A 14581-nucleotide genomic window follows, 5' to 3' on the forward strand; every position below is an offset into this window, starting at 1 on the left:
CCTCAGCCAACAGTACAAATGTTGCTTGAGAAAACTGCGACAGTCGATCAAACTACCGAAAACTGACGCAACAAGAGGATACGTGAGAGAATGGCTAGACGGGATATCGATCAGCGGATTGCGGAATTGGAAGAACAGGCCAAAGCACTGAAGGCGCGAAAGGCTGCAACAGAAAGAGCCAACGAGACCCGCCGCACCGTTGTGCTAGGATCGCTGATCCTGCAAGAGATCGACAAAGACACAGAGGCCTCCAAGGCACTGCAATCATGGCTCGCCAAGGAGCTGCCGGAAAAACTGACGCGTGATCGTGACCGGGAAATTTTTGCGGAACTGCTGGCGAAAATCAGCGGTAACCATGATGCCTAGCCCGCGCCTTCCCCGGTGGCTAACGGGTGAACAGGCCAAAAGCCTGACGCGCATGAAATGGGCCTTCCTGCTGATGGCTGGCCTGTCGGTTTACTCGATTGTCGGGCAAGGCGCGAACTACACGAAAGCGCCATTGAGTGGCATTGCGTGGATAGTCGGTATTGCCGTTTTCGGATTTTTTGCGGTCGCCGCTTCGCGGCGACAAGGTGCGCGTGTTGTCTCTCAGTACGTTCAAGGAAAACACGGCGTTCGTCGCGTCCTCGCCTTCGTGGGCGTTCTTTGGGTGACGGTGATTGGATCGACCTATGTCACCCGCTTCATCGTCAATCTAATGCGTGACAGCGCCGTCTTTGATCCCGGCTATAACTCTTACGTTTCAGGCGCTCCAATTGTCGCATTCCTTATTGCGACCGGGGCGCTCTTACTCGTGTTTTTCCTGCTCGGTCGATCCGCGCTGAGCGCACCGGATGGAGTCAGCCGCGAGCACATGAGAGGGGCTGATTTTGCCTCTCGCGAAAGCTACCTTGCGGAGCTGCAAAAGCGCTATCCAGAACGAACGCCCGCGCCGGAAATTGCAGGTGTTCCTTTCCCGCCCGGACACGAGCGAATGCATACCGCAATCGCCGCCTCGACAGGTGCAGGAAAGACCACGGCGCTGCGCGGCCTACTCGAAACGATCCGGGCACGTGGGGACCGGGCAATCGTGCTCGATAACAACAGCGAGTTCATGCGCGCCTTCCGTCAGGATGGCGATTTTATCCTGTCGCCGTTCCACGAGGAAACGGTGGGCTGGCGGCTATCGAACGAGGCGCGCGACCTTTACGATTGGGACCGCCTCGCTTCCGGCTTCGTGCCGGAAGGAAACGGCAATTCCGCCGAATGGCACGACATGGCGAAATCGCTTTTTGGAGCGGTCGGCGCTGGCCTGTTCGAGGTCTATGACGGCAAGTTCACCAATGCCGAGCTACAGCGCGTCTTGATCGCGGCTGAAGCCGACGAGCTGGCCCCGCTCGTCAGCGGGACCACCGCCGAGGTTCTGGCCGCGTCCGACGACTACAACGCGCGTCGGCTTCAGTCTGTCCGTATGAGCTTCATCGCCAACCTAAAGGCGTGGCGCTACGTCAAGGACGGCGATTTCTCGCTGCGCGACTGGATTGCATCGGACACATCCGAATGGATGTTCCTCCCCTACTCCGACTATGAAATGACCCTTGCCCGCGACCTGTTGGCCGCATGGGTCGATATCATGGTGACATCGGCACTCAACCGGCGAGAAGGCCCCGCCCCTCTCCGCACTACATGGATCATTGTGGACGAGCTAAACTCCCTTGGCGAAATCCCGGCGCTGCTCGTCGGCGCTACGCGCCTGCGCAAGGCCGGGGTTGCCATCGTCGTCGCCGTGCAGGATTTCGCCCAGCTCCGCGAAACCTACAGCGACAACCGGGCCGAAACGCTGATGAACAATTTCAGCAATAAGCTGGTGCTGCGCACCACCGAAGGTAACGCGGCTGAGTACCTGTCCAAGCAGCTTGGCGACAGGGAGATGCAAGAGGATCATACCAGCTTCGGCACTGGCGGGGGCGGCTCCCTCACTTACTCGACCAACATTGTGATGGAGCGGCTTGTGCTGCCGTCCGAGATCCAGAAGCTTCCCGATCTGGAAGGCTATCTGAATTTCGCGGGGGACTGGCCGGTAATCAAGGTGAAAATACCCTTGCCAGAGTAAGCGGTCCCGGCGCTACGCGCCGGGGCTTTTGTTAGTGCGGCCCTCCGGCTCTCTACGGCGCAATATGGAAGCGCGTTCGCCTTCGAGCCGGGACTTAAAACAACTCTGCCATTTCAGATCTAGTATAGCTTCACCATGAGAAACTTGAGTTTAGGTTTCGCTCCGCAAGCAAGCCGCGACTGCCTGTGCAGCAGTATCGACATGGATCGGATGCGGTTTGCCGTTTCGCAAACTCCAAACGGAATAGCCCTCCCGTCCTTGTTTTTCGAAGCGATCGTTCCACAGACCTTGTGTAACAAGCCGGATGATAAGGTCGGGGCCAGACCCAACTTTGTTGATGAACAATAGCTTCCGACCGGCATCTTCAACAATGAGATGTGAATAGCACCGAGATTTGTAGACGCCTTCTTTCCTAATTTTGAGGCAAGAAGAGCATCATGAGCAAATCGAATTTCAGCGAAGAGTTTAAGCGTGACGCGGTGCGCCAGATCACGGAGCGAGGCTATCCGGTTGCCGAGGTTTCGCAGCGTCTCGGCGTCAGCCAGCATTCGCTCTACGAATGGAAGAAGAAGTTTGCTGCGTCGAACGCCAAGGGCAACGACGAGACCGAGGAGATCAGGCGGCTAAAGAAGGAACTGGCTCGCGTTAGCGAGGAGCGAGATATCCTAAAAAAAGCGGCCGCGTATTTCGCCAGGGATGCAAAGTGAAGTACGCGTTCATTGCTCTGCATCGCTTGCAGTTTTCGGTGCGGACGATGTGCCGCCTTCTGCGGGTTCATCCCAGTGGATTTTACACCTGGCTGAAGAACCCGCTGAGCAGGCGAGCCAACGAGGACAAACGACAGACCGATCTGCTCCTGAAGGCATGGGAAGAGAGCGGGAAGGTCTACGGTTATCGCAAGCTGCACGACGACCTTCTCGATCAGGGCGAGATATGCTGCCCGAACCGGGTTGCGCGTCTGACCCGTCTCGCCGGGATCAAGGCGCAGATTGGCTACAAACGCCGTCCCGGCATCTATGGCGGCAGGCCTGCCGTCGCTATCGACAACACGCTCGACCGGCAGTTTGACGTAGCGGCTCCGGACAAGGCCTGGGTCACGGACATCACCTATATCCGGACCTGCGAAGGTTTTGCTTATTTGGCCGTCGTCATCGACCTCTATTCCCGCCGGGTCATCGGCTGGGCGATGCAGAGCCGCCAAACCACGGACGTCGTATTGCAGGCTCTGCTCATGGCGGTGTGGCGACGCAAACCGAAGGACAAAGTGCTGATCCACTCCGATCAGGGCTCGCAATTCACCAGCATGGACTGGGCCTCGTTCCTCAGGCACCACAATCTGGTTCACTCGATGAGCCGACGCGGCAACTGCCATGACAATGCGGTGGCCGAGAGCTTCTTCAATCTTCTGAAGCGAGAGAGGATACGTCGCAGGGTCTACCGTTCACGCGATGAAGCTCGCCAGGACGTGTTCGACTACATCGAAATGTTCTACAACCCGAAACGCAAACACGTCAGGAACGGGATGCTGTCACCCGTCGAGTTCGAGAAGCAGCAGAAAATCTAACCCGAGGGTGTCTACGAAACTCGGGGCTATTCAATGGTCGCCCTTTGTATCAATAGCGGCGATTGCTTGATCACCTATCCAAACAACGAAATCGGGATTGAAGTTTTTGGTACCCCCTGCTGTTAGCAGCGGGATTTCAAAGCACCCACGTGGGGGGTTCCTAAACCAAACGCGCTGCGTCTTATCGAGCGCTTGCGCAAAATCGCGCTCAAAACCGTTGAGCCCGCTGTAGCTGTCGTGGATGGAAAAGGTAAATGATGAGGCCGCAGCTGGATCAATGGAAACCGCAGGCACTTCAAAAGCACCAGCAAAATTATGAATGACATTCGAATTGTCGATATACGCTGCTACAACCTTTCGAGCAGCATCCCGTATCTGGTCGGCCGCCGGGCTGGTAAACTCGACCAAGGCGTCGAACTTAGGGTCCTCGATGTCACAGAGATTGATTGCTCTTCGGTAAGATTTTTCGACTTCCCTTACGAAAATCCACCGTGCCGTGACACGGTTTGAATGCTCAACTTCAACCCATTCCTCATGGGCAGCTTTGCCACCTCCGATATCTTGGAGGACCTGAATGCGCGTACCAGCACCCACAGTATTGGGGTTGTTTCCACGATAGTCTTGTACGCTGGCGAGTATTTTTCTGATGGGTTCCTTAGCCAATGCCGCCTGAATAGAAAGCTCGGGAAGCTGCTTCACCTTTTTAGGGGGCATTATCAACTTAGAAGCAGCGCCCTTTCCGCCAGTAAAGACGGTGAGAGCGATCTCAGGCGTCTCACTGCCAATCTTAGCCTGAACTTCCTTCAAAACTTGATCGAAAACGGCCTTCTGGTCCGTCCGGATATAAAATTGCGCAGTGTTGAGAATCGGATCAGGATAATGTTGTGCTTGCGGCTGACGGAGGACCCGGCCCACGACCTGCGTCACCTGGTCTTTCGATCCCATGTCTTTGTCGACATATGCAAAGTAGCATGATGGGTCATCCCAGCCCTCCTGAAGGGTCTGGTTGAATATAATGTGCTGGTAGTTTCCAGAGATGAAGCGGTCGTAGTCATTATCCCCTCCATTGAATAGAACAAATTGCGGAGGAGGCGGAGCCTTTTGCTCGAATTTCAAATTACAATACACGGCGATTGTCGAGGGATCTATGCCTCTGTTCTCAACTAAGTGCCGCCAGATTTGGATAGGCCGTGCCTGCCGTTCCGAGAAACGCAGTGCAGGATTGTCCGGAACACCCGAAACGATGTTCGTATTGCTGACATAGATTGCTTTCGGACGGAACGGTAGCCCCGCAGCTTCAGCAGCGGCCTCTGTCCTTTTCATGCTCTCAAGCATGTCATCGACGGCGACCTCCATAGGGGTCACATATCCGCCAAGCATTATCTGTTGTTTGACAAGGCCGGACGCGACTACATCGCTGCTTTTCACCGCCGTTACTAGGTTGTCGTCTGTCCAATGCTTTTCTTGTTTCAGGCGCGTGATTATCCGGCCTAACTCAGGTGGAATGCGAGTGGTCGCACTGGCTGCGATCAGCGCATCTGGCTCAAGGTCGAGGAGTAGTTGCGTTTGCTGATCTGAGAGGTTGTGTCCTTCGTCATACACAATGATGAACGGCCGACGTCGTCCAGCGTTATCGCGGCGCTTTTTCAACATCTCCCATAGAGAAGCGTCCCCTAAGTCGAGTGCCAGTTGATAAATCAACCGGTCACCCTTCTCCTGATCGGCTTGGTTAAATTTGCCAACCGTTGCAACTAGGATTAAGCCGCCTTGCGAGTTCTCGATGTCTCGCTGCTTACAGTCCATCAGAGGTTTTGTGGTGAAGGAGCCAGCAAGCTCCGCATATTTGCCCGAGGCAAGATTTTGCAAAGTTTGCCAGACTACGACTTTGCCTTTTGAGAGCCAAAGCACGACTGGCTCTACCCCTAGGTGGCTACGAATCTGGCTAACAGTGTCAGCCAATATTACAGTTTTGCCACTGCCTGTTAGTGCATTGAGGTTCTGAAAGAACGGAACCGGTCGTGTCCGGGTACTCATAAGTGGATCTGAGGCGTAGGCTGAAAACCGCTCAGCAATCTGTGACGATGCCGCAATCTGGAAGGGAAACAAATGCATTAAATGTCTCCATCTTCGTTGAAGCTGTCACTCGATTCATTCAGACCTAAATGTGCGAGGATTTTATCTGGTATTTTGTAAAAGATGACATTCCTAGACTGATAGAGTTCATAGCGAGCGTAGACGTGGTAGGGTTGTTTCAACCCTGCCTTCTTCCCTTCAGCGATGACAGTTGCATAACTCTCTTCGTCGAGCTGACCGACCTTGTCGCCGCCATTCCAGATCAAAAAATACCCTTCGTTCTGGTCGTTACGGCCGACCAGATATTTGAAGCCTTCGCTCTCAAACCGGATCAAGCCAGTGCTGCCGCGCCGACTGTTATCCCAATGAGAAGTAATAACCAGATCGATCAGCTCCTCTTTTTTCATTGTGAGCACAGCACGACTATCAATTTTTTGAGTTAACTGCCGAAACTGAAAGCCTCCCGGAACCGGGTCCGCTGACTTTTCGAACGACCCGTCACTGCTCGGTCGCTCTCCTGTAATTGCACAGCGCAAACGAAGTTGCGTTAGGCCGCGTGCATACTTGTCCCCTCGATCCGGCGCACCTTGTTCAATCAGGATAAACCGCCTTGCTGCACCTGCAAGCTTGTTCAACTCAAGCACGGCATGACCGGTTGTTCCTGAGCCAGCATAAGGATCCAGCACTAAGCCACCTGATGGGCACCATAGCTGGATGATTTTCATCATCAGCTTCATCGGCTTTACAGTGTCAAAGCGATGACCTTTGCCAATGATGCTATTTAACTCAGACAAACCAGCCTGACTGTGCCCGGATTCCTCATGGTCCCAAGACTGCGAACCCAGCTCAAGAGGTGTCGTGTAATCCTCATCCGCCCAATACGTCAGCGGAACCTTTCCCTTCTTAACGTCCCCTAGGTAGCGTTTTACTCGGGGCCGTCCGTCTCCGCTTTTTAGAAAATGAAGGAACGGCCAGACCTGTGTATCTCTAACTTCCTGAGCCTTCGTCCGCGCCTTGCTGATAACGATATTGTCTAGAAGATCTAAACCCTCAACAACTGGATCTGTGTCGAGGTTTTGCCCCTGATTCATTTTAACGTCGGGTGAGCCCTTCAGCATCAACGCCTTCGGCCGCCCGTCGTTGATATCTCGCTCAATATACTCAGTTCCCCATTGCTCAAGATAAGCCTTTAGGTTGCTGCGAGGAACGCGCCACGAATTGGCTCCAGGGTAATGGAGGGCACCGGTAAATGGTGACTGTATTGCGTAACGATCTCGCTCACGAGCTTCGCGTCGCGTTGGATCGCCGCTCGTCCATGGCTGTTTGTCACCATCCTCCATCTTATAACGAGCGTTCATCGTCTCAGTGCGCAGGGTTAGCGCAGTTTTTGCTGAAGCTTTGTCTTTGGAATATACTGGAGTTGCCCCCAAAAGACCGGACATGCTCAGGTTTGAGATTGCGAGCTGATGAACTCGCGCGGCGATTGATATCCTAAAGCACTGTGCGGGTGAAGATTGTTGTAGTGCTCGAACCAGAACGGCAGTTGCGCCATGACGGTTTCGGCGTCGGGGGTTGGATTCACCGAGACGTAATCGCGCTTGAAGGTTTTGACGAACGCCTCGGCCATGCCGTTCGACTGTGGGCTTCGCACCGGTGTCGTGCACGGTTCCATGCCGATCTCGCGCAGCAAGGATGCGGTGTCCCTGGCGATGAAGCAAGAGCCGTTGTCGGTGAGCCATTCGATGGGTTCGGACAGCATGTTGATGCGGCCGAAGCGGTTCTCGACAGCGGTGATCACGAGGTCCTGCACGTCTTCGCTCTTGATACCTTCGGTGGTGGCGACATGGGCGATTGCTTCACGGTCGCAGCAGTCGAGGGCGAAGGCGACACGGACCTTCTCCTTGTTGTCGCAGCCGATCTCGAAGCCGTCGGAGCACCATCTGATGTTCGAACGCTCGACGGCGACCCGGCCGTCGTGAAGGCGATCATCGACCGCTCCGGTATGACGCACCAGCAGCAGATTGTGCAGCTTCATCACCCGGTAGACCCGCTTGGCATTGGGCCACGAACGCCCCAGTTTCCGGGCATTCCGACGCAGGATGGCATGGACACGCCGATAGCCGTAGGTGGGCGTATCGGCGATGACGGCCTTGATGTCCTCCACCAGCTCGCGATCAGGTAGAGGCGGGCGTCCTCTGGCTCTGGAAGGGGAACCTGCGGCACGCGCAGCGATATTCGAGCGGGCGACACCTAGAGTTTCGCAGACGGTCTTCATTCCAAAATCCCCCTCGGAAGAGAGAGCGAGCGCAACAGATGTTTTTTTGGGCCACCGGCGATTTCGAGGGCTTCCTTCAGGATTTCGCTCTCCATAGTCTTCTTGCCCAACAGGCGTTGCAACTCCTTCACCTGGGCCTGAAGCGCCCGGTATTCGGAAGCCGGAACGACCTCCTCTTCGGCGGCCGTCGCCGTCAGTGCCCCTTGGGACGCCAGCTTGCGCCAGGCGAACAACTGGTTCGGCTGGATGCCGTGCCGACGTGCGACGATGCTCACCGTCGCGTCCGCCTCATAGGTCTCATGGATGATCGCCAGCTTCTCTGCCGTGCTCCAGCGCCGCCGACGCTCCGGCCCGGAGAGAACTTCCATCTTAAAATTGCTGCTAGTCATATTACCAACATTACTCCTACCCACTTAGCTAAGTGGGGGAGCATGTCCGGGCCTTTCGGGGGCTAATTCATATACGAGAACATATTCTGTGGCAGTGGAAACATGAGAGCTGTCATTCTTAGGCGAATATGATTTTTGCCAATTAATGATCGCAATCCGATTTTCTTCGCCGAAGATCTCGTCAAGCATCATACCTAAATGGAAAAGTTCATTATCGTCTATGCAAATAGCGAGAACACCAGAGGGCTTGAGCATTGCATACATCATGTGAAGGCGTGGCAGCATGGCCTTCATCCACTTGGTATGTCTTGAGCCATCTTCCAGTTTCACTATTTGACCAAGGTCCGGATCGTTAGGATCTTCGTCCCATTTGTCGTTGTACCTAAATGTTTGCCCCGTATTATATGGAGGGTCCGTGAGGATGAGATCAACCTGCCCCCGTTCCTTATACAAAGTCACCATCGCTTGAAGGTTTTCACCTTCGATGAGTAGATTTTTAACCTGCTCTTCGGGCTCTCCTACACAGAGATCCTTTTTAATAATTGTCTGCCGAGGGCGAACCTTCTTAAAAACTTCGTGAGAAAACCGTTTTCCATGGAAGTTTATAGATACTCCTCCATCAACCATCGAACGAATTATGTGAATAAGCTCTTCCTTAGACATAAAATCCAAAGAAGATTCCGGTGATATGATTTTTTTTGGCTCACTCATTATCGATGTTCTTCTTTGATTTTCTGTAATTTTTCATGATCATATCGAGACTATTGAACTTTGATTGATCCTAGGAGGTCTGGCTTATTGGTTGCTGGGCTTTTTACACGCCTGCTCTTCTGACAGAAGCATGAATTTCGTAAGCTCTTCAGCAGTCATTCGTTTGCTATTCAGGCGACAGCAAGCGTCAGATGCCCGATCGGATCTGCCGTAGGCCGCACCGTAATCTCGATATCGTAACCAAGACGATTCAGGGCATCCATCAACTTGCGCTCTGACAGGTTGGCGAGATCGCCACGCAACAGCGCCGATACCTTTGGCTGAGGAAGACCCATGCGCCGCCCGGCCTCCTCCTGCGTCAGTCCAAGCCTGCGCACGGCCTTGGTGATCTCGATCATTAGGCCCGATTTGACCTTGAGCTTGTCGGCGTCAGGTAGACCAAGATCGGCAAAAACATTGCCGGAGCTGCTCGTGACCTCGATCCCATTAACGACGCGGGTTTGCATCTTTCATCTCCTTGGCTAGAGCCTCAGCCACTTTGAGCCTTGCACGAACAACGTCCATGTCCGCCTTTGGCGTGGCAATGCCACTTTTGCTCTTCTTCTGGAAGCAATGCAGCACAAACACCGCTTCCTCGAACCTGACGGTGTAAACGGCCCGGTAGGTACCGCCAACATCGTTCTCGACCACTTCCAGCACGCCAGCGCCGCCAAAGCCCTTGAGCACCTTTGACGCCGGATGCTGTTCGCCGTGCTGCGCGAAATGCAGCGCAAACCCGACCGACTTCCGCACATCTGCCGGGAGCTGCATCAGGTCCTTGTGGCTGCTGCCTATCCACTCAAGGGGTCGTTCTTCCAGCTTCATACAAACCCTATACCTGTTCTGGTATATTTTTCAATCCCGATCATTCGGGCGATCACGCAACCATGCAATCATGCAATCATGCAATCATGATTTCCCTTTAGTCGTCACCCTCGCGAACCACCGGGTAATTGTATTTGACGAAAAGCAGGTTCAGCGCCTCGGCAACAAGCCGCTCCTGTGGAATCCGCTTGCCCTGTGGATCGCGGGTTCGAAAGCTGAGTTCTGCCAGCGTTTCCCAATAGGCCGGAGGGAGATAGTAGGTTTTGGCCGACTTGTTGGCACGGGAGGGAGCAACATAGTTCCCGGCCTGCGCAGTAGGCACGGCCGGGCGGCTTTTGCGTTCCTCGACCACCTCGGCGGCTGCTGGAACGGGTGCCGTTTCGGCTTCAGGCGCGCGGGCATCAGCACTTTTCATGGCTGATGCCAGGAGGGATGGTTTTCGGCTCATGATTTCATCCTTTCATGCTTTCCTGCAAGCATGCTTGCCTGTTCCGTAAGGAATGCGAACAAGGCCCCGATTTCCGTTGCTGCCCGGCCCTGCGGTTCGATCTCATGGGGGGTCTGACCCAATGCTGGCGCGTCCTCGAAAGTCTTGAGGCGGGATAGGTGAACCGGGGCAACTGCGATATTGAAGCGCTCTGTAATGGCGGCGGCGTCGTCGGTCGCCCGGCCCCCCGCGTTCGGATGAACCAGATTCAGCACCACAAAGGCGGGCGGGCTTCCTGCCATGTCGAGCAGCCGCTTAAGCGGCTCCAAGGTGTCGATTGCGAAAATCTGAGCCTGTGTGGGGATAAGGACGATATCGGCGTGTTTCGCCGCCTCGGTGCTGGCGCTGTCCATCTTCCCGGGCGTGTCGATAAAGACCCAATCCATCCCAAGGCCACGATAGGCGTCCAGTGAGCGCCTGATAGCGCCTGGCTGGATTGATGCCACGTCCGGGCCGTCACCTGTACGGCGATCAAACCAGTCAACCGCATTGGTTTGCGGATCGAGATCGAGAAGCGCCGACTTCTTACCGGCTAGGTGAGCCGCGACGGCAAGAGACGTGGCAATGGTCGTTTTGCCCGTTCCGCCTTTCTGTGTGCAGAAAGCTACTGTAATCATGCTTTCATCCTTTCATGAAATTAAGCTTACATGCTTGCATATCAACATGAAAGCATGTTTGCATTTCTAAATCGTAAATTACTCGTCCTCGTCGGCCGATAGGGGCTGCTCGCACTCGCCGCAAATCAGCTTCGTGTCGGGTTTAGCCCATGCGTGAAGATCGCAGACCGGGCACGTGTACCGCGTCTTGCTCGCTGCCTTGGCCTTCCGCTTCTTGCGGGCGTCGGCGTCATCCCAAAGCTCGACATAGAGCGCCGAAAAATCGGGCTGCGTCGCCAGCTCGGCATAAGCACGCGCGAAAGGTCCACCGGCGATGATGTAGTGGCTGCACGATTGCCCGGTTTCCTTGCCGCCCGGCTGGCCGGTATCGGAAGGATGCAAACCGATCTCGTGCATTTTCGCCGCCCACTCCTTGTTGTGGTAGCCGCTGCGCGACGGCTTGCCGAAATGATGCTGCCACAGGTGCGCCATCTCATGGGCGAGGGTCGATAGGCTCTGCTCGTCGGTGCGGCTGGAAAGTGCGACGGGTTCAGGGCGATTTCGTCCGTGATCTCCGCCCCGTCCTTCGATCCGAACCGCGCCCCGGCGAAATAGCCATAAGCTTTGTTTTTGCGCTGCAACGTCACGAGGCAGGGGGAAAGCTGACCGCCAAACAGCCGGTCATTGAAAAAATCATAGGCCCGATTGAGGGCGGCATAGGTTTTCGAGGTCGGGCTTGCGGAAATCATGGCTACCTCGTTGTATCGTACGAAACAACAATAAAAGATTTCATGATTACATGCAAGCATGATTTCATGATTTGGCGCTGCCCTCTCCACACGCTTTCCTCGAAAGCCCATGCGACGACTGCCGTAGACGCGAACGATGAGTTTTTTGGCGACGCGGGTGCAACGAGCTGCTTCAGCCGTCAGCCAGAAGGTGGTTTGCGACTAGCAAACCGCTGAAAGCGGCCCGTAGGGCTACCTTCTGGCTGTTGGAAAGGCTGTCCGTTCTTAGTTTTGAATCCGTAGGTATCTGTGGACGCCGGTTTTCTGACACCCTTGAACTTAAAGCCAAGGTTCGGCCGAAAGCGCTTTAGCCAGCTCAGCCAGGTCTTGCAGACAATCGTGATGACGTTGGAAAGCCACTTGTTACGCCACTGTGGCCGGTGCTGCACGCTTAACAGGCCTCGGTCCCTCGCCTTCCTGATAGCGTTTCGAGCCGTGGTCTGGCCGACGCCAGCCCTATCCGCGATCTCCGCGACTGTGCAGCGGCAAGCCCCAAGCTCCCGAACATCGGCCGCAATGATGTAGAGCGCTGCGCGCTCTCCCTCCGTGATGCCTTCATAGTCATCGGTCGGGGGCAGGGAGGCTAACCCGCCCAGCCGTTGTTTCCTCGCCCACCGTTCTGGATCGCGCACGCCGCTAGCCGCCTGCTCGCGTGACTGATCGGATTTGGGTCGCTGTGGGAACCAGCTCCGGGAAGGGGGGAGGCGCTTTTCCCGTGCTTCTTGGAGGTCATCGAGGCGTTGAAGCGCCATTTGGTGCAGAAGAGAAACCTCACGGTCTTCGAGTTCGCCACCGGGAGCGTGTTTACTTAGGCGGGAATAAAGCATCCCTATGAAGCTATCTACCTGCGCCCGACTGGTGAATTGCGCGATAGCTCTCAGCAGATCAACGACATTATCGACGCTCGTACCCGTTAGGATACGCGTCTTCTCTCGCGGTGCCCCTGCTAGCACCGCTCCCACTTGTCCAAACATCGTCCTTCGTCCTCCATCTGGAGGGCATGGACAGCGGACAAAGATTCAGCGTTCCCGCAAGAGAGACCTCTTGCAGGGTAGTGATCTTCCGACTATGTTGGAAAGCATTCTTACGGGCTTCCCAACACGGTCGTTCCGATAATCCAAAAACCCCTTACCGTTGGCGCGGTTAGGGGTTTTTCGTTTTATGCCCTCGGTGCTTTTTCGATATAGAACCTCAAAGCTTCTTCGATAATCGGCGCGCGCGATTGTACGCCCCGCTGTTCCTTGAGCTTGTCGATAGCCTCGATTAGCTCGTTAGAAACAAAAGTGGTGAGCGACGTACGTCCAGCAGCAGCCTGTCGCGCACGATGCGCGGCGACGTCCTTCCGAATCTGTTCCGTACGTTGCTTCATTCTTACATGTAAGCGGCGATTTGGCCGATTCTGCAACCCCTTATTTTCCAAGGGCGCGATTTTGGCACTTATGCAGGCAGTGGAAAGCATCAACCGCGCCCGCCTGTCAGGCCGCGCAGCTCGTCACGTATGAAGTCACCGAAAGGGGCTTGAGCCTCGTAGAAACGGCCCGTAGCGGCCTGCCACGGGTAGATTGAAAGTACGTGTAAAAAGTTCACAAGGGCAGGTCGAACGGCAAGGGCTTCGGGATGAGCGGGGCTGGCCGCTCGTCCATGTCGAGCTCGTATTTGCCGAACCGGCGGATATGCTTGCGGGCGTAAGGGCTGAGGGCTGCGGCGAACTCCGGCGTGACACGATGCCCGTCTGCGGTCATTGACGAGAGTACGTCCGTCAAATCGGAGACATTGGAGAGCATGATCGCGTTGGCGACCAGGCTGGCATATTTGAGCTGCTTTTCCTGTTCGACCGGATCGCCGCTCTTGATGATTGGACCGCCGAAGGTAATCCAGTCGAGGAAATCGTTGAAGGATTCGATTTTCGTGGTCTCGGCGCGGATTGTGCGCCGAATCTCGGGATTGGCGATGTAGCGCAGCAGGAACAGCGTGCGCTCGACCCGACCGAGTTCGCGGAATGCTTGGTACAGTCGGCTTTTGCGGTTGTGCGAGCCGAGTTTGCGCAGCAACATGGAGGGCAGGACCAAACCGGCCTGGATGGAGAGGATCACCTGCATCATGTCCTGCCAATGGGTTGCGATCAGGCGCCAATCAATTTCGCGGGTGAAGAGCCTGTCGATATGCTGGTAGCGCACCGATTGGTCGGGACGGTAAAAGGCGACGTCGCCCCAGTTGCGCATGCGCGGCATCAGCATGATGCCGAGAAGGCGCGAAAGACCAAAGACAGGCTCGCTCTGGCCTTGGGTGTCGGCATGGAGGGTATCCGGTTGGACCGTGGATCGGTTCTTCATAAGCCCATCCAGGATATGGACGGCCTCCCAGACGCCGCAGGGGATGAAGGTCGTGAACAGCGCGATATAGTTGTCGGCGATATGATGGTAGGCGATGCCGCCATAGGCGCCGTAACGGATGTGTTGGGCGCCCAGCAGGTTGTTTTCGCGAAGCGGGACGTGGGTGCCATCGGCGATCGCGGCGCGTCCCGCGCCCCAGAGTTTTGGCAAGGCAAAGCGATTGTAGGCGTTGATCAGATCGGTCATCGCGGCTTCGAGCTTGGGCGTATCGATATGCTGGGCATTGAGCCGGCGCAACGTATTGGCGCTGGCGATGCCGGGTGCGTGCCGAGCGGCTTGGACCGGGCCAAGATTGCAGCCGTAGCCGAAAGTGGTGAAGACATAGCGCTGCTCCGCTCTGCCGAGCTTC

The 14581-nt window shown here is 55.5% G+C and carries 15 protein-coding genes; 4 read left to right on the forward strand and 11 right to left on the reverse strand.

The features are described 5' to 3' along the window. The first annotated feature begins 90 nt into the window (after positions 1-90). The 3 genes from OVA00_RS11840 (at position 91) to OVA00_RS11850 (ending at position 3656) form a co-directional block, all read left to right on the forward strand. On the forward strand, positions 91-366 hold the full coding sequence (locus tag OVA00_RS11840; RefSeq protein WP_268088986.1) for a mobilization protein: 276 nt from the start codon (positions 91-93) through the stop codon (positions 364-366). Positions 367-418: 52 nt separating this feature from the next. After that, the gene (locus OVA00_RS11845) at positions 419-2092 is read left to right on the forward strand and encodes a type IV secretion system DNA-binding domain-containing protein (RefSeq protein WP_268088987.1); all 1674 of its coding nucleotides are present in this window, start codon (positions 419-421) and stop codon (positions 2090-2092) included. A 437-nt stretch (positions 2093-2529) separates the two neighbouring features. Further along, positions 2530-3656, forward strand: a protein-coding gene (locus OVA00_RS11850) for an IS3 family transposase (RefSeq protein ID WP_268088988.1) whose coding sequence is annotated in 2 segments (ribosomal slippage) — positions 2530-2758 and positions 2758-3656 — 1128 coding nt in all. Because the reading frame shifts where the segments join, the coding sequence is not laid out codon by codon here. A gap of 30 nt (positions 3657-3686) precedes the next feature. Here the strand turns inward: OVA00_RS11850 and OVA00_RS11855 are convergent. The 9 genes from OVA00_RS11855 to OVA00_RS11895 all read right to left on the reverse strand — a co-directional run bounded on the left by OVA00_RS11855 (position 3687) and on the right by OVA00_RS11895 (position 11543). Further along, positions 3687-5768: a DEAD/DEAH box helicase family protein gene (locus tag OVA00_RS11855; RefSeq protein ID WP_268088989.1), complete on the reverse strand. Its 2082-nt coding sequence runs from the start codon at positions 5766-5768 to the stop codon at positions 3687-3689. Then, positions 5768-7171, reverse strand: coding sequence for a DNA methyltransferase (locus OVA00_RS11860; RefSeq protein WP_268088990.1), 1404 nt, complete (start codon positions 7169-7171; stop codon positions 5768-5770). Before OVA00_RS11860 ends, OVA00_RS11855 begins: the two co-directional genes overlap by 1 nt. A 2-nt stretch (positions 7172-7173) precedes the next feature. Further along, positions 7174-8393 (reverse strand): IS3-like element ISRm1 family transposase gene (locus OVA00_RS11865; RefSeq protein ID WP_268088991.1). Its coding sequence is split into 2 segments (ribosomal slippage): positions 7174-8057 and positions 8057-8393, totalling 1221 coding nucleotides; the frame shifts between segments, so codons are not numbered across the junction. Positions 8394-8417: 24 nt separating this feature from the next. Further along, positions 8418-9104 (reverse strand): DNA methyltransferase, encoded by a 687-nt coding sequence (locus tag OVA00_RS11870; RefSeq protein ID WP_268088992.1) that lies wholly within the window; start codon positions 9102-9104, stop codon positions 8418-8420. A gap of 170 nt (positions 9105-9274) precedes the next feature. Continuing rightward, the gene (locus OVA00_RS11875; RefSeq protein ID WP_268088993.1) at positions 9275-9610 is read right to left on the reverse strand and encodes a helix-turn-helix domain-containing protein; all 336 of its coding nucleotides are present in this window, start codon (positions 9608-9610) and stop codon (positions 9275-9277) included. Continuing rightward, positions 9591-9968: a type II toxin-antitoxin system RelE/ParE family toxin gene (locus OVA00_RS11880; protein ID WP_268088994.1), complete on the reverse strand. Its 378-nt coding sequence runs from the start codon at positions 9966-9968 to the stop codon at positions 9591-9593. Before OVA00_RS11880 ends, OVA00_RS11875 begins: the two co-directional genes overlap by 20 nt. Before the next feature lie 97 nt (positions 9969-10065). Next, on the reverse strand, positions 10066-10383 hold the full coding sequence (locus tag OVA00_RS11885; protein ID WP_268088995.1) for a chromosome partitioning protein ParB: 318 nt from the start codon (positions 10381-10383) through the stop codon (positions 10066-10068). 29 nt (positions 10384-10412) lie between these two features. After that, the gene (locus OVA00_RS11890; protein WP_174026905.1) at positions 10413-11072 is read right to left on the reverse strand and encodes an AAA family ATPase; all 660 of its coding nucleotides are present in this window, start codon (positions 11070-11072) and stop codon (positions 10413-10415) included. Between the two features lie 78 nt (positions 11073-11150). Further along, entirely contained in the window at positions 11151-11543 is a 393-nt protein-coding gene (locus OVA00_RS11895; RefSeq protein ID WP_268088996.1) for a hypothetical protein, read from the reverse strand. A 47-nt stretch (positions 11544-11590) separates the two neighbouring features. On the opposite strand from OVA00_RS11895, the gene OVA00_RS11900 reads away from it, so the two are divergent. Further along, entirely contained in the window at positions 11591-12016 is a 426-nt protein-coding gene (locus OVA00_RS11900) for a hypothetical protein (RefSeq protein ID WP_268088997.1), read from the forward strand. A gap of 982 nt (positions 12017-12998) precedes the next feature. Here the strand turns inward: OVA00_RS11900 and OVA00_RS11905 are convergent. Further along, a complete protein-coding gene (locus tag OVA00_RS11905) occupies positions 12999-13208 on the reverse strand; it encodes a ribbon-helix-helix protein, CopG family (protein ID WP_111808942.1) in 210 nt (69 codons plus the stop codon). Between the two features lie 214 nt (positions 13209-13422). Beyond that, a partial coding sequence (locus OVA00_RS11910; RefSeq protein ID WP_268088998.1) for a transposase occupies positions 13423-14581 on the reverse strand: 1159 nt, incomplete at its 5' end.

Origin of the sequence: Ensifer sp. SL37 (assembly GCF_026672675.1) — a bacterium.
GTDB lineage: Bacteria > Pseudomonadota > Alphaproteobacteria > Rhizobiales > Rhizobiaceae > Ensifer > Ensifer adhaerens.

Coding starts and splice junctions, on each gene's coding strand:
- OVA00_RS11875 (WP_268088993.1), bottom strand. CDS start 9,610: ATGCAAACCCGCGTCGTTAATGGGATCGAGGTCACGAGCAGCTCCGGC.
- OVA00_RS11860 (WP_268088990.1), bottom strand. CDS start 7,171: ATGTCCGGTCTTTTGGGGGCAACTCCAGTATATTCCAAAGACAAAGCT.
- OVA00_RS11880 (WP_268088994.1), bottom strand. CDS start 9,968: ATGAAGCTGGAAGAACGACCCCTTGAGTGGATAGGCAGCAGCCACAAG.
- OVA00_RS11855 (WP_268088989.1), bottom strand. CDS start 5,768: ATGCATTTGTTTCCCTTCCAGATTGCGGCATCGTCACAGATTGCTGAG.
- OVA00_RS11885 (WP_268088995.1), bottom strand. CDS start 10,383: ATGAAAAGTGCTGATGCCCGCGCGCCTGAAGCCGAAACGGCACCCGTT.
- OVA00_RS11840 (WP_268088986.1), top strand. CDS start 91: ATGGCTAGACGGGATATCGATCAGCGGATTGCGGAATTGGAAGAACAG.
- OVA00_RS11890 (WP_174026905.1), bottom strand. CDS start 11,072: ATGATTACAGTAGCTTTCTGCACACAGAAAGGCGGAACGGGCAAAACG.
- OVA00_RS11870 (WP_268088992.1), bottom strand. CDS start 9,104: ATGAGTGAGCCAAAAAAAATCATATCACCGGAATCTTCTTTGGATTTT.
- OVA00_RS11895 (WP_268088996.1), bottom strand. CDS start 11,543: ATGGCGCACCTGTGGCAGCATCATTTCGGCAAGCCGTCGCGCAGCGGC.
- OVA00_RS11845 (WP_268088987.1), top strand. CDS start 419: ATGAAATGGGCCTTCCTGCTGATGGCTGGCCTGTCGGTTTACTCGATT.
- OVA00_RS11905 (WP_111808942.1), bottom strand. CDS start 13,208: ATGAAGCAACGTACGGAACAGATTCGGAAGGACGTCGCCGCGCATCGT.